This window comes from Streptomyces xinghaiensis S187 (assembly GCF_000220705.2).
Taxonomy (GTDB): Bacteria; Actinomycetota; Actinomycetes; order Streptomycetales; family Streptomycetaceae; genus Streptomyces; species Streptomyces xinghaiensis.
The window spans coordinates 4,404,743-4,427,500 of the sequence record NZ_CP023202.1; the positions used below are offsets into that span (position 1 = coordinate 4,404,743).

Consider the following 22,758-nt stretch of genomic DNA (forward strand, 5'->3'; position numbering starts at 1 on the left):
CTCACCGCGCCCCACGGCGGGCCGCGCCGTACGGCCGGACCCGCCGCGACACCGGCCGCCGCCACGGCACCGCGGCCCCGCACGAGGGCACCGGGCCGGGCCTCACGGCACGCTGGAGTCCCCTCAGCGCACCTCGACGAACGCCCCGGCGTCCCGCACGGGCCGTTCGCGGGGCGGTGCCGCCGGGTGGCCGACCGCGACCGCGCCCATCGGGTCCCAGTCCGCGGGCAGCCGGAGCACGTCCCGTACGACGTCCCGGCAGAACATCGTGGACGACACCCAGGCCGAGCCGAGCCGTTCCCCGGCCAGTGCCACCAGGAAGTTCTGCACCCCGGCGCCGGCCGCGACGACGAACATCTCCCGTTCCGCCGTGTTCCGCCGTTCGTCCGGATAGGTGTGCGAGCCGTCCATCACCAGGCAGGGCACCACCAGATACGGCGCCCGGCGCAGCACATCGCCCCGCCGGACCCGTCGGGCGATGCTCTCCTCCGGGAAGCCGTCCCCCCGCAGATCGGCGATCCAGGCCTCGCGCATGGCGTCCAGCAGTTCGACGCGCGCGCTCTCCGACTCCAGCAGCACGAACCGCCACGGCGTCGTGTGGTGCGGTGCGGGCGCCGTCACGGCCGCCGCCACCGCCCGGCGCACCGCGGCCCCGTCCACCGGCTCGGCCGTGAACTCGCGGACGGTGCGCCGCAGCGTCACCGCCTCCCGTACGGCCTCGGAGGTGCCCAGCCGGAACATGTCGTCGGCGGGATCGCGCACCAGTTCCCGCGCGCCCCGTTCCGGTTCCGCCGCCCCGCCCGGGCCGTCCGTCAGCACATGCGGCAGGCCGCGGACGACGGCGACGGGCAGCCCGCCCGCCTTGCCCTTCACCAGGTCACCGGCGGCGGCCAGTTCGTCGGCGGTCGCGGTGACGGTCGCGCTGAGCCGGTTGCCGTGCGCGTCCTCCCCGCCCCGCAGGTCGTCGAGGACCCGGACCCCGGCGGCCCCGATGGCGACATCCGTGAGACCGGTCCGCCAGGGCCGGCCGAAGGTGTCGGTGACCAGTACCCCGACGTCCACACCGAGGGCCTCCCGCAGCCCGTCCCGGATCGCGCGCGCCGAGGCGTCCGGATCCACGGGCAGCAACAGCACGGTGCCGGCAGGGGTGTTCGAGGCGTCGACGCCGGCCGCGGCCATGACCAGACCGTGCCGGGTCTCGGTGATCCGCAGCGGCCCCCGGCGGGCCACCACCCGTACGGTCTCCGCGTCGATGGCGGCCTCGCGGTCCGCGGCCTCGCTGACCCGGCCCTGCGCCTTGCTGACGATCTTGGAGGTCACCAGCAGGACGTCGCCGTGCACGAGCCCCGGCATCCCGGGCGCGGTGGCGGCGTCGGCGATCAGCTTGACGAGATCGTCCCCGGTGCGCACCTCCGGTATCCCGGGCAGCGCCCAGACCCGGTAGGACGGGCAGGAGGGGGCGGCCGCGGTACCGCTCATCCCTGTACCTCCCCGGCCAGGGCGAGCGCCTCACGCGCCATGGCCGCGGTGCTCTCGCCGTCGGTCATCAGCAAGGGCACGGCGCGGCAGCGGACACCGGCAGCCTCCACGGCCTCGACGGCGTCCGCGTCGGCGGTGTCGACGAGCCAGCCGTCGAGCAGACCGGAGCCGTAGTGCTGCGCCACGGCGGCCGCCGTGGACTCGACGCCCACCGCGGCGAGCACCTTGTCGGCCATGCCGCGCACCGGCGCGCCGCCGATGACGGGGGAGAGGCCGACGACCGGCACGCCCGCGTCGGCGATGGCCTCGCGGATGCCCGGGACCGCGAGGATCGTGCCGATGCTGACCACCGGGTTGGACGGCGGGAAGAGCACGAGGTCGGCCGCGGCGATGGCGTCCAGGACGCCGGGCGCCGGCTTGGCCTGCTCGGCGCCGACGGGTACGACGGCGTGCGCGGGCATGGCCGCGCGGTACCGCACCCAGTACTCCTGGAAGTGAACGGCCTTGCGCCCGCCCCGGGCGGCGGCCCCGTCCCCGGCCGTCCCGCCGGCTCCGGCGTCGGGATCGTCGATCAGCACATGGGTCTCGACGCGGTCGTCGGTCATGGGCAGCAGCCGCACCCCTGGCTTCCAGCGGGCGCACAGCGCTTCGGTGACGGCGCTGAGCGGGTAGCCCGCGGCGATCATCTGGGTGCGGACGATGTGCGTCGCGAAGTCCCGGTCGCCGAGCCCGAACCAGTCGGGCCCCACGCCGTACGCCGCGAGCTCCTCCTTGACGGAGAAGGTCTCGTCGGCCCGGCCCCACCCCTGCTCCTCGTGGATGCCGCCGCCGAGCGTGTACATCACGGTGTCGAGGTCCGGGCAGACCTTCAGCCCGAACAGATGGATGTCGTCACCGGTGTTGCCGATGACGGTGATGTCGGAGTCGGGACTTGCCGCTTTGAGACCACGGAGAAAGCGGGCGCCACCGATACCCCCGGCCAGAACCACAATGCGCATAAGGACAGTCTGTCAGCCGGAGGCTTCCGTTGAGGGTGGTGGTGGGTGACGGGTGGGACAGTCTGTCAGCCGAAGGCTTCCGTTGAGGGCGGTGGTGGGTGACGGGTGGGGCAGTCTGTCAGCCGAAGGCTTCCGTTGAGGGTGGTGGTGGGTGACGGGCGGGACTCGGCCGTCAGCCGGCCACCGCCGTGCCGAGGCACGCCCGGGTCCCGGCGCGGACGGTGCCGGCGTCGTGCATCGGCATCTCGGTCAGTCCCGGGAAGTAGACGTGCAGGCTGACGGCCGGGACGAGGGCGTCGTTGACCACCTCGTGGACGTACCCGGGGGCGAAGACACGCTGCGCCCCGGACCCGAGCACGCGCGGCGCACTGCCCGAGCGTTCGGTCAACTCGCCCCGGAGAACGGTCAGCACACCCGAGGAGGGTCCGTGGCCGTGTGCACCGCTGCCCTGCCCGGGGAGCCAGCTGAGCAGCCAGACCTCGTATCCGGGGCCGGTGCGCAGCCGGTGGTACCAGCGGCTCGTGGCGTCGTACTGGACGAGCGGCGCCCACGAGGCGGGGTCGTCGGCGACGGCGCGGGCGAGTCCGGCGAACTCGGCGACCGTGGCGGGGTGCGCGGGCGCGGGCGGCAGGAGGTGGGGGACGGCGAGCGGGTCGCCGGCGATCTGGACGTCGCTGTTCATGGGATGTCGGGTTCCTCGGCGTAAGGAGAGCTGACGGGCTGGGGCGAGGGCGATCAGCGGTGCGGGCGAATCAGCGGTGAGGACCCGCCCTGCCGGCCGTCGGCGTCCGCCGGTGGCCCGGGCCGGCGGTCAGGAACGGCCGGGGGGAACGGCGGGAGCGAGCGGCGGGGTCGGTCCGCGGCGGTGACGCGCGGTGGGGATCAACAGCCGGAACGCGGTGGCGGTCAACAGCCGGAACAGCCACAACAGCAGCGACGGGCGCCCGGGGCACAGCGGAGCGCGACACCGCACGAGAGGCGGGAGCGGGTCCGGGAGGGCGCGAGGGTCACTGGCATGGCACCCAGAAGACCCGGTGTGCTCCTTCCTTGTCAACCTGGGGCCCGCTGTGGAGGCGAGGGTTCACCTCTTCCGGCGACTCGGCACGGTGAAAGGTTTGTGCACCCCGATTCGGGGACACACGGCGCAGCAGTCGCCGGGGCGCCGCCGTTGTGCTTCTGTGATCCGACTGTGATCAGCTTCGTCCCGCGGAGCCGGAAGGGCAACGGGACGGCGGGCGCCGGCGTCTCTTCTGCGGAGGGGGTGATCACGTGCGGGCGCGGCGAACTGTCATGCTTTAGGACGATTTGAACACTTTCCGCAAAGCCTTGGTTCCCCAGAGTGAATAAGGGGCCCAATAGCAGATCTCGGCTTGACTGGCCCGGATCGGCACACTTGTAATTTCACTCGTGTCGTTCGGCCGTTATCGATAACGGCAGCATCACGGGGACGCAAAGACAGACAGGGGCGCACATGACCGAGCTGTTCCAGCAATTGCTGGTCGAGGAGGCGGATGAGGAGCTCGGATGGCAGGAGCGCGCACTGTGCGCCCAGACCGATCCCGAGTCTTTTTTCCCGGAAAAGGGCGGTTCCACCCGTGAGGCGAAAAAGGTCTGCCTGGCCTGCGAGGTGCGGTCCGAGTGCCTCGAATACGCCCTCGCCAATGACGAGCGCTTCGGCATCTGGGGCGGGCTCTCCGAGCGCGAGCGCCGCCGGCTGAAGAAGGCCGCCGTTTGACCGGCGGGCCCTTCCGCGGATTCCCCCGGCGCCGGCGCGGACCGCACATACCCGTACCGCGCACACCCCGACGTCACATACGCGGACCGCGCATACCTGAACATTCCTCATCCCGCCTCCCCCGCAGCCGCGTGGGAGGCGGATCGCTGTGCGGACGGCCGGGCCGGCGCCCCGCTCCGAGCCGTTAGTGTGGGGGGCCGTCCGAGACTCACCCGCCTCCTCGCGAGCGCGTGCGTCCACCGCAGTCCAGCGAACCGGGGCCCGTACCTCGATGTCCGTGCACAGTCACTCGGCACACAGCCGGCCGGCAGCCCCCTCCGGAGCCGCCGCCCCCGAATACCCGCGGCATGTCGTCACCGCCGTGCTGGTCTCCCACGACGGTGCCCGCTGGCTGCCCCAGGCGCTCGCCGGACTGGTCGGCCAGGAACGGCCGGTCCAGAACGTCATCGCCGCCGACACCGGCAGCGCCGACGAGTCCGCGGCGCTGCTCACCGACACCCTCGGAGCCGAGCGGGTGCTGCACCTCGCGCGCCGGTCCGGCTTCGGCACGGCCGTCGACGAGGCCGTCCGCACGGCCGGTGTGCTCACCCCCGACGACCTGCCGTATCTGAAGCGCCCCAGCGGCTGGGACCCGGAGACCCGTACCTGGCGCGACGACGCCTACGACATGCCCGAACTGCCGCACGGCGAGCCCGTCCAGTGGCTCTGGCTGCTGCACGACGACTGCGCCCCCGAGCCGGACGCCCTGGCCGAGCTGCTGCGGGTGGCCGACTCCTCCCCGTCCACCGCGATCATCGGCCCCAAGCTGCGCGGCTGGTACGACCGCCGGCAGCTCCTGGAGGCGGGCGTCAGCATCGCCCGCAGCGGCCGCCGCTGGACCGGTCTCGACCGCCGCGAGCAGGACCAGGGCCAGCACGACCAGGTGCGGCCGGTGCTGTCGGTCTCCACCGCCGGCATGCTGATCCGGCGCGACGTCTGGGACGAACTCGGCGGCTTCGACCGGCGGCTCCCCCTGATGCGCGACGACGTCGACCTGTGCTGGCGCGCCCAGGCCGCGGGCCACCAGGTCCTCGTCGCCCCCGAGGCCGTCCTGCGGCACGCGGAGGCCGCCGCGCGCGAACGGCGGCCCATCGACTGCGCCGGCCGCTCGGCGGCCAACCCCCACCGTGTCGACAAGGCCGGCGCGGTCTACACGATGCTCGTCAACTCCCGCGGCGCCGCGCTGCCGTACGTCCTGCTGCGCCTGGTGCTCGGCACCGTGCTGCGCACTCTCGCCTATCTGGTCGGCAAGGTGCCCGGCCAGGCGCTGGACGAGATCGCGGGGCTCCTCGGCGTGCTGCTGCGGCCGGGGAGGATTCTCGCGGGGCGGCGCCGGCGCGGCCGGCCGGCCGTCGAACCGGCCGAGCTGCGGCCGCTGTTCCCGCCGCCCGGTGCGACGGTGCGGGCGACGGCCGAGGCTGTCGTCGGCAACTTCAGCGGCCGCTCGGAACCCGAGCTCGCCTCCGGCGGCCGGCACGGCGCCGTCGAGTCAGGGCCGGGCGGTGACGACGCCGACTTTCTGGAGATCGAACAGTTCGCCCGGCTGAAGCGCGTCGCGCGCAAGCCGGGGCCCGTCCTCTTCCTCCTGCTGCTGGTGGTCTCCCTCGTCGCCTGCCGCGGACTGCTCGGCTCCGGCACGCTCGCCGGAGGGGCCCTGCTGCCCGCCCCCGCGGACGCCTCCGGCCTCTGGGACCGCTATCTGTCCGCCTGGCAGCCCGTCGGCACCGGCGGCACCGAGGCGGCACCGCCCTACCTGGCCGTCATCGCCGCCCTGTCCACCCTGCTGCTCGGCAGCACCGGCGCGGCCCTGACCCTGCTCCTCGTCTGCTCGGTGCCGCTGGCCGGGCTGAGCGCCTACTTCGCCTCCCGGCCGCTGGTCGAGTCGCGCCTGCTGCGCGCCTGGGCGGCTGTGGCGTACGCCTTCCTGCCCGCCGCGACCGGCGCGCTGGCGGGCGGCCGGCTGGGCACCGCGGTACTCGCGGTACTGCTGCCGCTGATGGCCCGTGCGGCCGTCGCCGCCGCCGGAGCGGCCCTGCCGTCCGACAGCGACGACGGCGAGCGCGACGGGGACGCGGCTCCGGGCGCCCGCCCGAGCTGGCGCGCCGTCTGGGCCTACACGCTCCTGCTCACCTTCACCACGGCCTTCACCCCCGTCGTCTGGCCGCTCACCCTGCTGCTGGGCATCGCGCTGCTCGTGACGCGCACCGTGCGCCACCAGGGCGGTACGGCCGCCTACGGGATCCGCCTCGCCCTGGTGCTCGTCACCCCGCTGGTGGTCCTCGCTCCCTGGTCGCTGTCGCTGCTGACCTCGCCGTCCGGCTTCCTCCGCGAGGTCGGACTGGAGTACGGCACCGGCTCCGCCACCGCGCTGGACCTGCTGATGGTCAGCCCCGGCGGGCCGAAGGCGGCGGGCGGGTTCCTCCTCGCCGGTGTCGTGCTCGCGGCCCTGGCCGCCCTGCTCCGCGGCGACCGGCAGCGCGCGGTCCGCACCGCCTGGGCCGTGGCGGTCGCGGCCCTGCTCCTGGCCGCGCTCTCCAACGGCTCCGCGTGGGCCGGGCCCGCCACCCTCGTCTACGGCATCGCACTGCTGTCCGCCGCCGCCGTCGGCGCGGAGAACGCGCGCGAACGCGTCGCCGCGCAGAGCTTCGGCTGGCGGCAGCCGGCCGCGGCGCTGATCGCCCTGGCGGCCGCCGCCGGCCCGCTGCTCTCCGCCGTCGCCTGGATGTACGGCGGGGCGGCCGGCCCGGTCGAACGGCGCGACCCCGTGCAGGTGCCGCCGTTCGTCGCGGAGGAGAGCCGCACCCAGGACCAGGCGCGCACCCTCGTGCTCGGCGGCGAGCCGGGCCGGGTCTCGTACACCCTGGTGCGCGGTTCGGGCGCCCGGCTGGGCGACGCCGACCTCGCCGCGGCGAGCGGCGGGGACATCCGGCTGGACGGCATCGTCGCCAACCTCGTCGCGGGCTCCGGCGCCGACCAGACCGACCAGCTCGGCGGCTACGCGGTGCGCTACATCCTCGTCCGCGACGGAGCCCCCCGCGAGATGGGCCGGGTGCTGGACACCACCCCCGGACTGACCCGGCTCAGCCAGGAGGACGGCAGTTCCCTCTGGCGGCTCGACCGGCGCGTCGCCCGCGTCACCGTCGTCGGGAACCCCGACAAGGGCGGGGACGGGGGAGCGGCGGAGGCCGCCGAGCCGGTCCCGGTCGCCGCCGGACCCGTCGAGGCCCACACCTCACTCCCCGCAGGACCGGAGGGCCGCGTGCTGCGCGTCGCCGACCGGGCCGCCCCCGGCTGGACCGCCACGCTCGACGGCGAGCCGCTGACCCCGACCACCGTCGACGAGTGGGCCCAGGGCTTCGAACTGCCCGCGAACGGTGGCCGCCTCGACCTGACGTACGAGTCGCCGCTGAGCCACACCCTGTGGACCGGGGCACAAGGGCTGCTGGCCGTCGTCCTGGTGGTGCTCGCCCTGCCCGGCCGGCGCCGCGAGGTCGACGACGACCTGCCCGAGACCGCACCGGAGCCGGCCGTGCCCGCGCAGCCCGTGGACGGCGAGGGCCGCCGGGCCCGCAGGCTGCGGGCGGCCGCGGAGGCGGAGGCCGCGGCGCAGGGCACGGAGCCGGAGAGCGCGCCGGAGCAGCCCGTGCCGGCCGGGACCGCACCGGCCGCCGCGGCCGAGGACGACCCGTTCGAGGCGTTCGACGCCTTCCGCGCCACTCAGGCGGCCGAGTCCGCGGACCGGGCGGCCCAGGGGGCCGCTGCCTCCGGTGCACCGGCCGGGCCGTACGCGGAGGGCGTGCCGCAGCAGGTGCCGCAACAGCCCTACGGCACCTGGGACCAGCAGAGCTACGCCCCCGGCGGCGGACAGCCGTACCCGGGGGAGCAGTACGGGCACGAGCCGTACCAGGGCCAGGGGGAACAGCAGTACCAGGGCTACGGCGACGGGCAGTACCAGCAGTACGGCGCCGGCCAGTACAGCGATCCGTACCAGCCGGATCCCTACCAGGCCGCTCCGTACGGCGATGGTCAGCAGCAGTACGACGCGCAGCAGCAGTACGACGGTCAGCAGTACGACGGGCGGCAGCAGTACGACGGGCAGCAGCCCGGCCCGTACGGCTACCCGGCCCAGCCCTACGCCGGCGGCGATCCCGCCCGCAGTGAGACGGTCCACGGGGACGACGGCGAGCCCGCCCCCCGCCGCGACGGGAGCGATCAGCAGTGAACCGCACCACCCTCTCCCTGCTCGCCGCCACCACGGCACTCGCCGCGGTCACCGGAGTCGCGGCCCTGGCCGCGCCCGGCGGGACACCGGAGCGATCGGCGGCCGCGGCCGAACGGCTGCCCGTGGAGCGCTCCGAGCTGCTCTGCCCGGAGCCGTCCCTGTCGGAGCTGGCCGAGACCGGCTACACCTCCTTCACGCCCGAGGACGGGGCCGCGGGCTCCAAGGGCACGGCCGGACTCCTGCCCGCCGAGGAGGAGGCGGAGCCCGGCGGCGGCAAGGACGGCAAGGACGGTGACAAGGACGAGGACGAGGAGGCGGCCGAGGACGAGGACGGCGGCGAGAAGGCCGGACCCGACCCCGTCGCCCCCCTGAAGAAGCCGGGCGCCCCCGCGACCGCCTCCGTCTCCGGGGCCGGCGCGCCCGCCCTCATCGGAACCGCCGACGGCGCCCTCGCCCCCGGCTGGACCGCCCAGCAGACGACCGTGATCGGCTCCGGTGAGGGACGCGGCCTCCTCGGCGTCTCCTGCACGGCCCCCGACACCGATTTCTGGTTCCCGGGCACGAGCACCGCCAAGAGCCGCCAGGACTACGTCGAGCTGACCAATCCCGATGACGCCGCCGCCGTCGTCGACCTGGAGCTGTACGGCCGGAAGGGCCGGATCGAGACCGAGACGGGTGAGGGCATCACCGTCCCGCCCCGCTCCGCCACCTCCGTCCTGCTGTCCACGCTCACCTCCGAGAAGGCCGACGACGTCGCCGTGCACGTCGTCGCCCGTTCCGGCCGCGTCGGGGCCGCCGTCCGCGCCACGGACAGCGGGACGGGCAGCGACTGGCTGCCGCCCTCGACGGTGGCGGCCGGCAGCGCCGTGCTGCCCGGCATCCCGGAGGACGCGGTATCCGTACGGCTGGTGGCGGTGGCGGCCGGCGACCGCGACGCCGATCTGAAGGTGGAACTCGCCGGACCGACCGGCTCGTTCACCCCCGCCGGACACGAGAGCCTGACGCTGAAGCGCGGCATGGTGACGTCCGTGGACCTGGACGACATCACCAAGGGCGAGCCCGGCTCCCTGGTGCTGAGCCCGGCGGACGGCGGCGAGACCGCCCCGTACGCGGTCGCCCTGCGCGTCGTCCGCGGCAAGGGCGGAGACCGGGAAATGGCGTTCATCCCGGCCACCTCGCGGATCGAGGCGCGCGGCACCGCGGCCGACAACCGCGCCAAGGGGTCCGTCCTCTCCCTCGTCGCGCCGGGGAAGGCCGCGAGGGTGGAGGTCACCGCCTCGGCGGGCAGCGGGGGCGGCAAGCCGGTGAGCAAGGAGTACACGGTCAAGGCCGGTACGACGCTCAGCGTGCCGGAGCCCCCCGTCCCCTCGGGCGGCAAGGGCACCCACGCGCTGACCGTCAAGGCACTGTCCGGCGGGCCGGTGTACGCCTCCCGGATGCTCGAACGGCCCAAGGGCGGGGTGCCGATGTTCACCGTCCAGCCGGTTCCCGACGACCGGGGCACGGTCGTCGTCCCGGAGGCCGCCGAGGACCTGTCCCTGCTGATGCGCTGAGAGCGGCGCCGGAGCAGCCGGGAGCAGGCGGGAGCAGCTGAGGGCACGGTCCGGGCGCACCGGGCGCGTCCGGCCCCCGGCCCGGTCTCAGTCCTGCCCGTACCGCGGATCCACCGACTCCGGTGCCAGCCCCAGCAGTTCGGCCACCTGCTCGACCACGATCTCGTGCACCAGCAGGGCCCGCTCGTCGCGGTTCTTCGTACGGATCTCCACCGGGCGCCGGTAGACGACGATCCTGGCCGGCCCGTCCCCGCGGGCGGAGGTCACCCGGCCCAGCGGCACCGTCCCCTCGTCCTCCCAGCCCTCGGCGCGGTCCTCGCCGCCGTCGCCGAAGGACGGGACGTCCAGAACGGCGAACTCCACCTCGGAGAGCTGCGGCCAGTGCCGTTCGAGCCGCTCCACCGAGTCGTGCACCAGATCGGTGAAGGCCGCGGCGCGGCTCAGGGCGAGCGGAACCTGCGGCGGCGCGATCGGTCCGCGCATACCGCGTCCGTGGCGGTCCCGGCGCCGCGGACGGGGCTCGGAGGGGCGGGGTGGTACGGAGCTGCTCATCACCTCCGAGAGTAGCCGCCGCCCGGCCGCCCCGAGAGATTGGCGAGCGGTACCCGCACGGATCACGAACCGGCACGACCCGGATCATCCGGACAGCGGCTCAGTCTCCGTGGTGAACGATGTGGTGAAACGATTCCGGGCGAAGTGCCGTCAAGCGGGACGAGCCGCTGTGCCACCCCGCTCGCACGGCCCCGCTCCGCCGGGTGCCCGCCGCAGGTCAGACCTCGCGCCCGCAGGTCAACACCCTTGTCCCCAGGGGCGCGACACGGTGCGTGGGCTCGGGGAGAGTCGTCGCGGCCCGCTCAAGAGTGCGGTACCGTCCAACCTCGTGAGCCCTGTACGCCGATGTTCGCGCACCGCGTGCGGTCGTCCCGCCGTCGCGACGCTGACGTACGTCTACGCGGACTCGACCGCCGTTCTCGGGCCACTCGCCACCTACGCCGAGCCGCACTGCTACGACCTCTGCGCCGAGCACTCCGAGCGGCTCACCGCGCCGCGCGGCTGGGAGGTCGTCCGGCTCGCCGTCGACACCGGCCCGGCCCGGCCCAGCAGCGACGATCTCGAAGCCCTCGCCAACGCCGTCCGTGAAGCCGCCCGCCCGCAGGAGCGCGCGGCCGGGGCGCAGGGCGGCGCGGGCGGACCCGGCGGCCGCGAGGCCGACCCGAGAGAGGTCGCCCGCCGCGGGCACCTGCGGGTCCTGCGCTCGCCCGAGCCCTGAAACCGGACGCCGCCGCCCGGTGCGCCGCCCGCCCCGGGCCCGTTTCCGCACGCGTACCGTCCGGACGCCGGGCCCCCTGCTGCCTCCGGCGCCGATCCGGGTAGGTTTGTCGTTCCGATAGGACTCCCGGAAGGGGTGGGCAGTGCCCGACTTGTCGCAGATCGTGAAGGCGTACGACGTGCGCGGTGTGGTCCCGGACCAGTGGGACGAACCGCTCGCGGAGCTCTTCGGCGCGGCCTTCGCCCGGGTGACCGGGGCGGAGGCCATTGTCGTCGGACATGACATGCGGCCCTCGTCCCCCGGCCTCTCCCGGGCGTTCGGCCGCGGAGCCGCCGCCCTCGGCGCGGACGTCACCGAGATCGGCCTGTGCTCGACCGACCAGCTGTACTTCGCCAGCGGCCGGCTCGACCTGCCCGGCGCGATGTTCACCGCCAGCCACAACCCGGCCCAGTACAACGGCATCAAGATGTGCCGGGCCGGCGCCACCCCCGTCGGCCAGGACACCGGCCTCGCGGAGATCCGGGCTCTCGTCGAGGAGTGGAGCGGGAGCGGCGCCCCCGCCCCCGCCGGGACCCCGGGCACCATCACGCAGCGGGACGTCCTCGCCGACTACGCCGCCTGCCTGCGCGGCCTGGTCGACCTCACGGGCATCCGCCCGCTGAAGGTCGTCGTGGACGCGGGGAACGGCATGGGCGGCCACACCGTGCCCACCGTCCTCGACGGCCTGCCCGTCGAACTGGTCCCGATGTACTTCGAACTGGACGGCACCTTCCCCAACCACGAGGCCAACCCCCTCGCCCCGGAGAACATCGTCGATCTCCAGGCGAGGGTCCGGGAGCTCGGCGCCGACATCGGCCTGGCCTTCGACGGCGACGCCGACCGCTGCTTCGTGGTCGACGAGCGCGGCGAGCCCGTCTCGCCGTCCGCCGTCACGGCCCTCGTCGCCGCCCGCGAACTCGCCAAGCACGGCGGCGGAACCGTCATCCACAACTGCATCACCTCCTGGTCCGTCCCCGAGGTGGTCAGGGAGAACGGCGGCACCCCCGTGCGCACCCGCGTCGGGCACTCCTTCATCAAGGGGGAGATGGCCCGCACCGGCGCGATCTTCGGCGGCGAGCACTCCGCGCACTACTACTTCCGCGACTTCTGGAACGCGGACACGGGCATGCTCGCCGCGCTCCACGTCCTCGCCGCGCTCGGCGGCCAGCCGGGCACGCTGTCGGAACTGGTGGCGCAGTACGACCGGTACGCCGCCTCCGGGGAGATCAACAGCCGCGTCGAGGACCAGGCCGGCCGCGCCGCCGCCGTCAGGGCCGCCTACGCCGGCCGGCCCGGCACCGAACTGGACGAACTCGACGGCCTGACGGTCACCACCGCCGACTGGTGGTTCAACCTGCGCGCCTCGAACACCGAACCGCTCCTGCGCCTCAACGTCGAGGCGCGCGACCGGGCGACCGCCGACAAGATCCGCGACGAGGTCCTGGCCATCGTCCGCGCCTGAGCGGCCCCCGGCGGCCGGTCCCTCTCCGGCCCGCCGGCCGCCCACGGACCGGGCCGGGCCGCACGCCTCGCGGTGTGCGGCCCGGCGGTACGCTGACGAGGCCGAACGCCCTCTCCCACGGCCCCGCCGGACGGGAGAGCCCACCGAAAGGGACGTCCCCATGCCGCTCGAAGCCGGTCTTCTCGCCATCCTCGCCTGCCCGGCCTGCCACGCCCCGCTCCGCGAGGAGTCCGGAGGCGCGAGCACCGGCCCGTCCGGCGAGACGTCCGACGAGACGCCCGGCGGCGAGCCCGGCACCACCGAACTGGTCTGCACCGGCTGCGGGCTGGCCTACCCGGTCCGGGACGGTATCCCCGTGCTCCTCGTCGACGAGGCCCGCCGCCCCGTCTAGGTTCCGTCCGGCCGCGCGTGCCGGCGGGACGCGGACTCCGGTGCCGTACGCAGCGAGGCGGCGGGGCCGGCGGGGGCGCCCGCCCACGGGACGTGCGCGGCGTGCCCGGCAACGCGGCGAGACGCGGTGCCGGGGCCCCGCGGACCCGACGGGAACGGCCGGACAGGCTCTAGGCTCGGACCCGCCGGTCCGGACGGACCGGCCGGACCGGGCCGGCGTACTCCCCCGAGCACGGCAAGCCCGCCGCACGGCGATCGGAGGCTCCACCAGATGCTCGACGAGTCGCTTCTCGACGCACCCGAGGCACTCGCCCGCGCCGACACCCGGGGCCTGCTGCGCGGCGCCGCAGGTTCCGGCGCCCGGGTGCGCACCGCCGCCCGGGGCGCCCTGGAGGCCGGACTGGCCGACCTCAAGCCCGACGGGCGGCCGCGGAGCCTGCTGATCGCCGGCTCCGGACCGGCCACCGCCTGCGTCGCCGACCTGCTGGCCGCCCTCAGCGGCGGCAACACCCTCGTCCACTCGATCCACCCGGCCGGCGCCCTGGCCGCCCCCGGCGCGCTGCGCTGGACCCTCCCCGGCTGGGCCGGTCCGCTGGACCTGCTGATCGTTCTCACGACCGACGGCACCGAACCGGGCCTGTCCGCCCTGGTCGAACAGGCGTACCGGCGCGGCTGCTCCGTCGTCTCGGTCTGCCCGGCCGACGCCCCCCTCACCGGCGACGTCGGCGGACGGCACGGCCTGGCGGTGCCGCTCACCGCACCGGTGTACGAGACCCCGCTGCCCGGGGACGCGGACGACAGCAGCGCCTGGCCCGCTCGCCGGGCACCGGCCGGCGACGTGTCCGGGGAGCGGCCCGGGACGGTGTGGGCCCTCCTGGTCCCGCTGCTCGTCCTGCTCGACCGGACCGGCTTCCACCCGGCGCCTCCGGCCACCGTGCAGCTCGTCGCCGACCGGCTCGACCGGACCGCCGAACGCTGCGGCCCCGCCGTCGCGACGTACAGCAACCCGGCCAAGACCCTCGCCGCCGAGCTGGCCGAATCCCTGCCGCTGCTGTGGAGCGACGGCCCCGTGGCCGGTGCCGCCGGCCGTCACTTCGCGCGCTCGCTCGCGGCCGTCGCGGGGCGTCCCGCGCTCGCCGCCGCCCTGCCCGAGGCCCTCACCGAGCACGCCGCGCTGCTCTCCGGTGCCTTCGCCGCGGGCGCCGACCCCGACGACTTCTTCCGGGACCGCGTGGAGGACCCCGCCGCTCTCCACGCGCGCGTGGTGCTTCTCCGCGAACAGGGCCTGACGGGCGGCTCGCCGACCCCCGCGGCCCGCGAGTTCGCGCTGGCCCACGAGAGCCCCGTCAGCGAACTCGAACCCTCCGAGGGCAGCGCGCTGGAGGCGGCGGCGGAGCTCCTTGCCATCACGGATTTCGCCTCCGTTTACCTGGTGCTCGCCTCCGGGGACCGATCATGAGAGGCCGGGAGCGCGCGGAGGACCCCGCACGCTCCCGGCGCCCCTGAGACCCGCCGCCGGATCCCGCAGAAAGCACCGAGCCATGGACCGCCTCGTCAACACCGTGCGCCCCTACGCCTGGGGCTCCACCACCGCCATCCCGGAACTGCTCGGCACCGAACCGACCGGTGAGCCGCAGGCCGAACTCTGGATGGGCGCCCACCCCGGAGCCCCGTCCCGGCTGGACCGCGGTGCCGGCCCCGTGCCGCTCTCCCAGGTGATCGACGCCGACCCGGCCGGCGAGCTGGGCGAACAGGTGGCCGAACGCTTCGGCCCGCGCCTGCCGTTCCTGCTCAAGCTGCTCGCGGCGGCCTCACCGCTCTCCCTCCAGGTACACCCCGACCGCGCACAGGCGGCGGCGGGCTTCGCCGGCGAGGAGAGCCGGGGCGTCCCGGCGGACGCCCCGCACCGCAACTACAAGGACGCCAACCACAAGCCCGAACTGATCTGCGCCCTCTCGCCGTTCGAGGGCCTGTGCGGCTTCCGCCCGGCCGCCGCGACCGCCGCGCTGCTCGACGGCCTCGGCGTGGACTCCCTCAAGCCCTACGGGGACATCCTGCGCGCCGAGCCGGAGAGCGGTGCCCTCCGCGAGGTCCTCACCGCCGTCCTCACCGCGGACCGCGAGGTGATGGCCGAGACCGTCCGCCAGGCCGGGAGGGCCGCCGAACGGCTCGCCCAGAGCCCGGGCCCGCACCGCGAGACCTACGCCGCCCACGCCTCGATCGCCCGGCACCACCCCGGCGACCCCGGCGTCATCGCGGCCATGCTGCTCAACCACGTGCGGCTCCAGCCCGGTGAGGCGCTCTACCTCGGCGCCGGGGTGCCGCACGCCTACCTCGAGGGGTTCGGCGTGGAGGTGATGGCCAACTCCGACAACGTCCTGCGCTGCGGTCTCACCCCCAAACACATCGACGTGCCGGAACTCCTCCGCGTCACCCGCTTCGAGCCCACCGCCCCCGGCGTCCTCCGCCCCGAGGCGGTGAACGGCGAGGAGACCTACGAGACCCCGGCCGAGGAGTTCCGGCTCTCCCGCTTCGCCCGCGCCGAGGGCGAGGCGCCCCGTCAACTGCCCTCCGGCAGGCCGCAGATCCTCCTCTGCACGGCCGGGTCGGTGCTGCTCACCACGGACGACGGCCACCGCCTGGAGCTCCGGCCCGGTGACTCCGCGTACGCGGCGGCGGGTGAGTCCGCCGAACTCTCCGGCGCCGGAACGGTCTTCCGGGCGACCGTGGCGCCCTGAGGCCGCCCGGGCTCCGCGGTACTGCAACAATGTGCGGCCGTACCGCGGCGCCCGTGCCGCGCCACGAGGGAAGGACACACAGCACCCATGAGTGCGTCAGGCGGAACCAAGGCGATCGTGGCCGCGCTGGCCGCGAATCTGGCCATCGCGGTGGCCAAGTTCGTGGCCTTCATCTTCAGCGGTTCCTCGTCGATGCTCGCGGAGAGCGTGCACTCGCTGGCCGACTCCGGCAACCAGGGACTCCTGCTGGTCGGCGGGAAGAGGGCCCAGCGCGAGGCGACCCCGCAGCACCCCTTCGGCTACGGCCGCGAGCGGTACATCTACGCCTTCCTCGTCTCCATCGTGCTCTTCACGGTCGGCGGCATGTTCGCGCTCTACGAGGGCTACGAGAAGATCCAGCACCCGCACGAACTGGAGCACTGGTACTGGCCCGTCGGCGTCCTGGTCTTCGCGATCATCGCCGAGGTGTTCTCCTTCCGGACCGCCATCAAGGAGTCCAACGCGATCCGGGGCGAGCAGTCCTGGATCCAGTTCGTCCGCCACGCCAAGGCCCCCGAGCTGCCGGTCGTGCTGCTGGAGGACCTGGGTGCGCTCGTCGGCCTGATACTCGCCCTGGGCGGTGTCGGCATGGCCCTCGCCACCGGCGAGGGCGTCTGGGACGGCATCGGCACCCTCTGCATCGGCGTGCTGCTGATCCTGATCGCCATCGTGCTGGCGGTGGAGACCAAGTCCCTGCTGCTCGGCGAGGCCGCGGGCACGGACGCGGTCGAGAGGATCAGCACGGCCCTGGTCGACGGCGACACCGTCACCGGCGTCATCCACATGCGCACCCTGCACCTGGGCCCGGACGAGCTGCTGGTCGCCGCCAAGGTCGCGGTCGGGCGGGACGACACCGCCCAGGAGATCGCCGCGGCCATCGACGCCGCGGAGGCGCGCGTCCGCGAGGCCGTGCCCATCGCCCGCGTGATCTACCTGGAGCCGGACATCTACCGGGCCCCGGCCGTCAAGTAGCCCGGGCGGGCACGCCGGTACGGCACGCCACGCCCGTACGACACCACCACGGCGACGGCCCCGCGGACCATCCGCGGGGCCGTCGCCGTCCCCCGTGCCCCTGCGCTCTCTTCTCCGCCCTCTTCGCCCCTTCGTGCCGGCCGCCGCCGGACGCGTGCGGAAGGGCAGCCGGTCAGCCGACCTCGGACAGCACCCGCAGGATCTCCCCGGTACCGGACGCCTCCAGCAGCCGCTCCCGGAACGCCGGGTCCATCAACGCGCGGGACAGCAGGGCGAGGATCCGCAGATGCTCGTCCCCGGCCGCCGTCTCCGGTACGGCGATCACGAAGATCAGCAGGGCCCCGGTGCCGTCCGGCGCCCCCCAGTCGACACCGTCCGCCGACCGCGTGAAACCCACCACCGGTGCGGTCACCGCGTCCGTCTTGGCGTGCGGTACGGCTATCCCCTCGCCGAGCCCGGTGCCGCCCTGCGCCTCGCGGGCCAGCACGGCCGCGGTCAGCGCCTCCTCGTCGGCCACCCGGCCGGACGCAGCCAGCAGCCCGGTCAGCTCCCGGATCGCCGCCTCCTTGCCGTCGGCGGTGATCCACTCGCGTACGGTCCGGGCGTCGAGATGGCCGGACAGCACCCGGTCGCCACCGGGGGAGGCGGCCCCCTCACCGGGCCCGGAGGATCCCCCGGGCGCCCCGGGGCCCCCGGCGTCCGGCTCGGCGGATCCGGCCGGCTCCGCGCTCCCCGTCTGACGCGGGACCGCGGCCTCCCGGTGAGCGACGCCGGCCCGGGCCGGCTCCCCGGCCCCCGCCTCACGACGGGACGGGGCTCCGGCACTCGCCCCCGCGGTCGTCCCGGCGGCACTGGCAGCACCGCCCGCACCGGCCGCCGCGAGGGCCCCGGCCCGGGGCCGCCCCGCCACGGCCGCCCACCGACATCAGGCCGATGGTGACCGCCGCCGTCACCACGGTGCCGAGCAGGATCGCGAGGAAGAACATCCCCACACCGCCCACGGCACCCAGCACCGCCACGATTGGGCCGCCGTGCGGCACGCTGTCCGTCACCGCCGCGAGCCCGGCGACGGCGCCGGCGACGGCGCCGCCCGCCATCAGACCTTCTTTCGAGGGGACCGCCGGCTTCAGCCGGTGGGGGAATCGAATCCTTGGGCCGGAGCTGTGCAGCGGCGGGGCACGCTGCGTTGTCAGTGCGGAGCGGTAGCGTGAGCACACCGGCGTTGGTCAGGGGAAACGGGGGAGATGGGTGGGTGTGAGGCAGGCGTACAAGTTTCTCCTGCGTCCCACGGTCCGGCAGGAGCGGGGCTGGCGGAGATGCTGCGGGATCACTGCTCCCTGTACAACGGGGCGTTGCAGGAGCGTCGTGATGCCTACCGGCACAGTTCCCGGACCTCGGTGCGGTACGGGGACCAGTCGGCGCAGCTGAAGGAAATCCGGGCGTTCGATCCGGAGCGTCAGGGCCGGTGGTCCTTCTCCAGCCAGCAGGCGACCCTGCGCCGCCTGGACCGGGCGTTCCAGGCGTTCTTCCGGCGGGTGAAGGCCGGTGGCGCACCGGGGTACCCGCGGTTCAAAGGGGTCGGCCACTTCGACACGGTCACCTTTCCGAAGGACGGGGACGGCTGCCGGTGGGACTCCACCCCCCACGACACGCGTACCCGCGTGCGGCTGCAGGGGGTCGGGCATGTCCGGGTCCACCGGCACCGGCCGGTGCGGGGCCGGGTGAAGACGGTGAGCGTCAAGCGGGAGGGGCGCCGCTGGTATGTGATCCTCGCCTGTGACGAGGTGCCTGCCGAGCCGCTGCCGCCGACCGGCAGCCGGGTGGGTATCGACCTGGGCACGGTCCACTTCCTCACCGACTCCAGCGGCCGCCACGTCGAGAATCCCGGGTTCCTCGGCAAGGTGGCCGGGGAGCTGGCCGCAGCGCAGCAGCACCTGGCGGCATTCCCGAAGCGCACGCGGCGTCGTACGAAGAAGCATCGTGCCGCGGCCCGCAAGGTCGCCGAACTGCACGCCAAGATCCGGCGACGGCGTCTGGACTATCACCACAAGCAGGCCCTCGCCCTGGTCCGTAAGCATGATGTGATCGGGCACGAGCGGCTGAACACCGCTGGCATGACCAAGACGCCCGTACCCCGGCCCGACCCCGACCCCGACGGTGCGTTCCTGGCGAACGGCGCCGCGGCGAAGGCCGGGCTGAACCGCAGTATTCTCGACGCGGGTTGGGGGCAGTTCCTGAGGATCCTGGCGGACAAGGCTGAGAGCGCCGGCCGTCGCGTGGTCCCGGTGGACGCCCGCAACACTCCCCCTGGCTTCGCCGGGGGTACCCCCACCCGCACCTGCCCACCCAGCATCGGCGGATGCGGGCACGTGGCCAAGGAGAACCGCGTCACCCAGGCGAAGTTCGCGTGTGTCAACTGTGGTCTGGTGGCGCACGCCGACCACGTGGGCGCGCTGAACGTCCTGCACAGGGCCGGGCTGGTCCTCTGTGACGGTGCCTAGCCACCGACCCAGGAAGCCCGCGACTTCAGCTTCAGTCGTGGGTGGAGTCACATAGGTGTGGGCTATACCGGCGGCGCCGGCGGGACAGGCGGTCACCGCGAGCAGCTTCAACCGCCGGTCCTCCGTTCGCTTCTCGGTCGGGGGAACAGCCGGACTGGACACTGGATCTCCTTACCGCCGTGCGGACACGCGCCGTGCGGGGCGCGTCCTCCGGGCCTCCTGCCCGCGGCGGACGGACCTGAAATGCGCCGGGGCGGAGCCATACCGGCCCGGCCGCCGGGCAGGCGACTCCAGGGCGGGTCGAGGTTGCGTACTACGGTCGCTGCTCCAATCGGTGTAGATTCGTGACCGGACAGACGTCGCTGCTGATGGCGGTCGGTCGGGCCCTCCGGGAGCCGGCCGAGGGAGAGAGGGCCTCCGACGGACTGCGCCGCGGCCGTGGGACCCGTATGCCCTGTCGCGGATCAGCCCCATCCATCGCACTCGATTCACCGAGGAGCAGCTCGTAATGACGACAGCCGCCAACGGCCGGGACTTCAAGGTCGCCGACCTGTCCCTGGCCGCCTTCGGCCGCAAGGAGATCGCCCTCGCCGAGCACGAGATGCCCGGCCTGATGGCGATCCGTGAGGAATACGCGGCTTCGCAGCCGCTGGCGGGAGCCCGGATCACCGGCTCCCTGCACATGACGGTGCAGACCGCCGTGCTCATCGAGACCCTGGTCGCGCTGGGCGCCGAGGTCCGCTGGGCCTCCTGCAACATCTTCTCCACCCAGGACCACGCCGCGGCCGCGGTCGCCGTCGGTCCCGAGGGCACCCCCGAGGAGCCGAAGGGCATCCCGGTCTTCGCCTGGAAGGGCGAGACGCTGGAGGAGTACTGGTGGTGCACGGAACAGGCGCTGACCTGGCCGGGCACGGTCACCGGCGGCCCGAACATGATCCTGGACGACGGCGGTGACGCCACCCTCCTCGTCCACCAGGGCGTCGAGTTCGAGAAGGCCGGCGAGGCCCCGGACCCGTCGACGGCCGACAGCGAGGAGTACGGTCACGTCCTCACGCTGCTCAACCGCACGCTGGCGGAGAACCCGCAGAAGTGGACCCAGCTCGCCTCGGAGATCCGCGGCGTGACCGAGGAGACCACCACCGGCGTCCACCGCCTGTACGAGATGCAGCAGGCCGGAACGCTGCTCTTCCCGGCGATCAACGTCAATGACGCGGTGACCAAGTCGAAGTTCGACAACAAGTACGGCTGCCGCCACTCGCTGATCGACGGCATCAACCGCGCCACCGATGTGCTGATCGGCGGCAAGACCGCCGTGGTCTGCGGCTACGGCGACGTGGGCAAGGGCTGCGCGGAGTCGCTCCGCGGCCAGGGCGCCCGGGTGATCGTCACCGAGATCGACCCGATCTGCGCGCTCCAGGCCGCCATGGACGGCTACCAGGTGGCCACGCTGGACGATGTCGTCGAGACCGCCGACATCTTCATCACCACCACCGGCAACAAGGACATCATCATGGCCTCCGACATGGCCAGGATGAAGCACCAGGCCATCGTGGGGAACATCGGCCACTTCGACAACGAGATCGACATGGCCGGCCTCGCCGCGATCCCCGGCATCGTCAAGGACGAGGTCAAGCCCCAGGTCCACACCTGGGCCTTCCCGGACGGCAAGAAGATCATCGTGCTGTCCGAGGGCCGGCTGCTGAACCTGGGCAATGCCACCGGCCACCCCTCGTTCGTGATGTCCAACTCCTTCGCGAACCAGACCATCGCGCAGATCGAGCTGTACACCAAGCCCCAGTCCTACCCGATCGGCGTCTACGTGCTCCCCAAGCACCTCGACGAGAAGGTCGCCCGGCTCCACCTGGAGGCGCTCGGCGCCAAGCTGACGACGCTCCGCCCCGAACAGGCGGCGTACATCGGCGTACCGGTGGAGGGCCCCTACAAGCCCGACCACTACCGCTACTGACAGCACCGGCACCCATCCGGCGAGACGGGCCCCCGCGCACCGTGCGGGGGCCCGCCCCGTCAAGGAAGCTCCATGCCCCGCGGCCGCTACTCCCTCCACGACCCCCACGACCACACCCCCCTCGGTGAGGAACACTTCCAGTGCGCCCCCGGGCCCTCCGGCTGGCGCTACACGGCCCGGACCACCGGCCCCTCCGGCGAACCCTCCGGCTCGGTCGACCTGACCACCGACCACCTGGGCCGGCCGCTCCGGCTCGAACTCCACGCCGGGGACTGGCGAGTCCGCGGCGCCGCGCTCGACGGCGTCACCTGGGTCCGCACGGACCCCGAAGGTGCCCGGGCGACCGAGGGCAACGTCCCCGCCCATGCCTTCACCGGCGCCTCACCCGCCTTTCTCGTCGCCACGGCCCGGCTGTTGCGGCTCGCCCCCGGCGGGCCCGCGACCCGCGTCCGCCTGGTCGCCCTGACCGCCCCGGTCCTGGCCCCGCGCACCCTCGACCAGTCCTGGACGCTGCTCAAGAGCGAAACACACCCCACCGACAACGGCCCGCTGACCGTGGACGCGTACCAGGTCACGGACCTGGACACGGGCGAAGGGCACCCCGTGCACATCGCCGGCGACGTCGTCCTCGCGGCCCCCGGCATCGAACTCGAAGACCTCGACACCCCGCCCTCGGCCTTCCCCTGACCCCCTGCCACGACCCCACCGCCGCAGGGCCGCACCGGGCCCTCCGGCGGGCCACGGCGGAACGCCCCGCACCCAGCGTGTCCCTACCCCGGCGGCACGAACCCCGTACGAGCCCCGGAACCGTCCCCGGAGCCCCCGCGACCAGCCGCGCCCTCATCGCCGGCCGCACCACCGCCCGTGCCGTCACCCGCAACGCCGGCGACCCCGGGCGATCCGGCGGGAGCCGGCGCCGCCACCCCACCGGACCCGGCAGATCCTCCCGGTCCCGGCGTCGCACCGGACGGAGCCGCCCAGCCGGACATCCCGCCGGGCTCTCCGGACCCGGGCGCCCCATACCCCCGCGCCCCCGTGGCCACCGGCAGAACCCGCTGCGCGTCCCGCGTCTGCCGCTCGCTCACCACCCCCGCCAGATACATCGCGGGCGGCACGTCCGCCGGCACCGGTGCCCCCGTGGCCGCCGCGAGATCCGCCGCCAGCCGCTCCGCCAGCGGCCCGCCCACGTCCGGGTCGAGCTGGTCCATCCGTGTGAGGTACTGGCGTATCGCCAGCCACAGCGCGTCCGGCACCCGGGACAGGTCCAGCCCCGTGAAGCGCCCGTGCAGCCAGGGCGGTGCCTGCGGAACGGCCCCCGTCCGCTGAGCCGGCACCCGTTCCCGTACGACGAGCGT

Annotated in this window: 18 protein-coding genes and 1 pseudogene (1 of these 19 running past the window's edge); 12 read left to right on the plus strand and 7 right to left on the minus strand. The window is 74.2% G+C overall.

The window, feature by feature from the left end; translation table 11 throughout:
* Positions 1–123: 123 nt before the first annotated feature.
* From SXIN_RS18900 to SXIN_RS18910, 3 genes are all read right to left on the minus strand, one after another.
* A complete protein-coding gene (locus SXIN_RS18900) occupies positions 124–1,479 on the minus strand; it encodes a coenzyme F420-0:L-glutamate ligase (RefSeq protein ID WP_019711675.1) in 1,356 nt (451 codons plus the stop codon).
* A complete protein-coding gene (gene cofD, locus SXIN_RS18905) occupies positions 1,476–2,477 on the minus strand; it encodes a 2-phospho-L-lactate transferase (RefSeq protein ID WP_019711674.1) in 1,002 nt (333 codons plus the stop codon). The genes SXIN_RS18900 and cofD overlap by 4 nt, the downstream gene beginning before the upstream one ends.
* 172 nt (positions 2,478–2,649) lie before the next feature.
* On the minus strand, positions 2,650–3,159 hold the full coding sequence (locus SXIN_RS18910; protein WP_019711673.1) for a cysteine dioxygenase: 510 nt from the start codon (positions 3,157–3,159) through the stop codon (positions 2,650–2,652).
* Positions 3,160–3,948: 789 nt separating this feature from the next.
* Here SXIN_RS18910 and SXIN_RS18915 point away from each other — a divergent pair.
* The 3 genes from SXIN_RS18915 to SXIN_RS18925 all read left to right on the plus strand — a co-directional run bounded on the left by SXIN_RS18915 (position 3,949) and on the right by SXIN_RS18925 (position 10,026).
* The gene (locus SXIN_RS18915) at positions 3,949–4,212 is read left to right on the plus strand and encodes a WhiB family transcriptional regulator (protein WP_004952403.1); all 264 of its coding nucleotides are present in this window, start codon (positions 3,949–3,951) and stop codon (positions 4,210–4,212) included.
* A 271-nt stretch (positions 4,213–4,483) separates the two neighbouring features.
* A complete protein-coding gene (locus SXIN_RS18920) occupies positions 4,484–8,473 on the plus strand; it encodes a glycosyltransferase family 2 protein (RefSeq protein WP_095757258.1) in 3,990 nt (1,329 codons plus the stop codon).
* Positions 8,470–10,026: a DUF5719 family protein gene (locus SXIN_RS18925; protein WP_019711670.1), complete on the plus strand. Its 1,557-nt coding sequence runs from the start codon at positions 8,470–8,472 to the stop codon at positions 10,024–10,026. The genes SXIN_RS18920 and SXIN_RS18925 overlap by 4 nt, the downstream gene beginning before the upstream one ends.
* Positions 10,027–10,113: 87 nt before the next feature.
* Here the strand turns inward: SXIN_RS18925 and SXIN_RS18930 are convergent, their stop codons facing one another.
* Positions 10,114–10,578 (minus strand): metallopeptidase family protein, encoded by a 465-nt coding sequence (locus tag SXIN_RS18930; protein ID WP_095757259.1) that lies wholly within the window; start codon positions 10,576–10,578, stop codon positions 10,114–10,116.
* Positions 10,579–10,846: 268 nt separating this feature from the next.
* On the opposite strand from SXIN_RS18930, the gene SXIN_RS18935 reads away from it, so the two are divergent.
* The 6 genes from SXIN_RS18935 (at position 10,847) to SXIN_RS18960 (ending at position 16,936) form a co-directional block, all read left to right on the plus strand.
* The gene (locus SXIN_RS18935) at positions 10,847–11,296 is read left to right on the plus strand and encodes a DUF3499 domain-containing protein (RefSeq protein WP_095757260.1); all 450 of its coding nucleotides are present in this window, start codon (positions 10,847–10,849) and stop codon (positions 11,294–11,296) included.
* Between the two features lie 142 nt (positions 11,297–11,438).
* Positions 11,439–12,797 (plus strand): phosphomannomutase/phosphoglucomutase, encoded by a 1,359-nt coding sequence (locus tag SXIN_RS18940; RefSeq protein ID WP_019711667.1) that lies wholly within the window; start codon positions 11,439–11,441, stop codon positions 12,795–12,797.
* A gap of 160 nt (positions 12,798–12,957) precedes the next feature.
* On the plus strand, positions 12,958–13,188 hold the full coding sequence (locus SXIN_RS18945; RefSeq protein WP_019711666.1) for a Trm112 family protein: 231 nt from the start codon (positions 12,958–12,960) through the stop codon (positions 13,186–13,188).
* Between the two features lie 270 nt (positions 13,189–13,458).
* Positions 13,459–14,646 carry an SIS domain-containing protein gene (locus SXIN_RS18950; RefSeq protein ID WP_095757261.1) on the plus strand — a complete coding sequence of 396 codons (1,188 nt, stop codon included), beginning with the start codon at positions 13,459–13,461 and terminating at the stop codon, positions 14,644–14,646.
* A gap of 82 nt (positions 14,647–14,728) precedes the next feature.
* Positions 14,729–15,925, plus strand: coding sequence for a mannose-6-phosphate isomerase, class I (manA, locus tag SXIN_RS18955; RefSeq protein ID WP_019711664.1), 1,197 nt, complete (start codon positions 14,729–14,731; stop codon positions 15,923–15,925).
* A gap of 87 nt (positions 15,926–16,012) precedes the next feature.
* The gene (locus tag SXIN_RS18960; RefSeq protein WP_019711663.1) at positions 16,013–16,936 is read left to right on the plus strand and encodes a cation diffusion facilitator family transporter; all 924 of its coding nucleotides are present in this window, start codon (positions 16,013–16,015) and stop codon (positions 16,934–16,936) included.
* 172 nt (positions 16,937–17,108) lie between these two features.
* Here SXIN_RS18960 and SXIN_RS32925 read toward each other — a convergent pair whose 3' ends face one another.
* Both SXIN_RS32925 and SXIN_RS32930 read right to left on the minus strand, forming a co-directional pair.
* On the minus strand, positions 17,109–17,561 hold the full coding sequence (locus tag SXIN_RS32925; RefSeq protein WP_050931207.1) for a fructose PTS transporter subunit IIA: 453 nt from the start codon (positions 17,559–17,561) through the stop codon (positions 17,109–17,111).
* A 175-nt stretch (positions 17,562–17,736) separates the two neighbouring features.
* Entirely contained in the window at positions 17,737–18,033 is a 297-nt protein-coding gene (locus SXIN_RS32930; RefSeq protein ID WP_337589354.1) for a hypothetical protein, read from the minus strand.
* A gap of 157 nt (positions 18,034–18,190) precedes the next feature.
* Here SXIN_RS32930 and SXIN_RS18975 point away from each other — a divergent pair.
* The 3 genes and pseudogenes from SXIN_RS18975 (at position 18,191) to SXIN_RS18985 (ending at position 22,090) form a co-directional block, all read left to right on the plus strand.
* Positions 18,191–19,437: pseudogene (locus tag SXIN_RS18975) on the plus strand (RNA-guided endonuclease InsQ/TnpB family protein).
* A 508-nt stretch (positions 19,438–19,945) separates the two neighbouring features.
* The gene (gene ahcY, locus SXIN_RS18980) at positions 19,946–21,403 is read left to right on the plus strand and encodes an adenosylhomocysteinase (RefSeq protein WP_019711661.1); all 1,458 of its coding nucleotides are present in this window, start codon (positions 19,946–19,948) and stop codon (positions 21,401–21,403) included.
* Between the two features lie 72 nt (positions 21,404–21,475).
* Entirely contained in the window at positions 21,476–22,090 is a 615-nt protein-coding gene (locus tag SXIN_RS18985) for a hypothetical protein (RefSeq protein WP_019711660.1), read from the plus strand.
* Between the two features lie 83 nt (positions 22,091–22,173).
* Here the strand turns inward: SXIN_RS18985 and SXIN_RS18990 are convergent, their stop codons facing one another.
* Positions 22,174–22,758 carry the 3' portion of an RDD family protein gene (locus tag SXIN_RS18990; protein ID WP_019711659.1) on the minus strand. Its footprint extends 432 nt past the window's final position, so 585 of the gene's 1,017 nt are visible here — the last part of the coding sequence; its start codon lies off the right edge, out of view; its stop codon occupies positions 22,174–22,176.

Excerpts from the sequence above, each read along its gene's own strand:
- SXIN_RS18900 (WP_019711675.1), bottom strand. The coding sequence starts at position 1,479 with ATGAGCGGTACCGCGGCCGCCCCCTCCTGCCCGTCCTACCGGGTCTGG.
- cofD (WP_019711674.1), bottom strand. The coding sequence starts at position 2,477 with ATGCGCATTGTGGTTCTGGCCGGGGGTATCGGTGGCGCCCGCTTTCTC.
- SXIN_RS18910 (WP_019711673.1), bottom strand. The coding sequence starts at position 3,159 with ATGAACAGCGACGTCCAGATCGCCGGCGACCCGCTCGCCGTCCCCCAC.
- SXIN_RS18915 (WP_004952403.1), top strand. The coding sequence starts at position 3,949 with ATGACCGAGCTGTTCCAGCAATTGCTGGTCGAGGAGGCGGATGAGGAG.
- SXIN_RS18920 (WP_095757258.1), top strand. The coding sequence starts at position 4,484 with ATGTCCGTGCACAGTCACTCGGCACACAGCCGGCCGGCAGCCCCCTCC.
- SXIN_RS18930 (WP_095757259.1), bottom strand. The coding sequence starts at position 10,578 with ATGAGCAGCTCCGTACCACCCCGCCCCTCCGAGCCCCGTCCGCGGCGC.
- SXIN_RS18945 (WP_019711666.1), top strand. The coding sequence starts at position 12,958 with ATGCCGCTCGAAGCCGGTCTTCTCGCCATCCTCGCCTGCCCGGCCTGC.
- SXIN_RS18950 (WP_095757261.1), top strand. The coding sequence starts at position 13,459 with ATGCTCGACGAGTCGCTTCTCGACGCACCCGAGGCACTCGCCCGCGCC.
- manA (WP_019711664.1), top strand. The coding sequence starts at position 14,729 with ATGGACCGCCTCGTCAACACCGTGCGCCCCTACGCCTGGGGCTCCACC.
- SXIN_RS18960 (WP_019711663.1), top strand. The coding sequence starts at position 16,013 with ATGAGTGCGTCAGGCGGAACCAAGGCGATCGTGGCCGCGCTGGCCGCG.
- SXIN_RS32930 (WP_337589354.1), bottom strand. The coding sequence starts at position 18,033 with ATGGCGGGCGGCGCCGTCGCCGGCGCCGTCGCCGGGCTCGCGGCGGTG.
- ahcY (WP_019711661.1), top strand. The coding sequence starts at position 19,946 with ATGACGACAGCCGCCAACGGCCGGGACTTCAAGGTCGCCGACCTGTCC.
- SXIN_RS18985 (WP_019711660.1), top strand. The coding sequence starts at position 21,476 with ATGCCCCGCGGCCGCTACTCCCTCCACGACCCCCACGACCACACCCCC.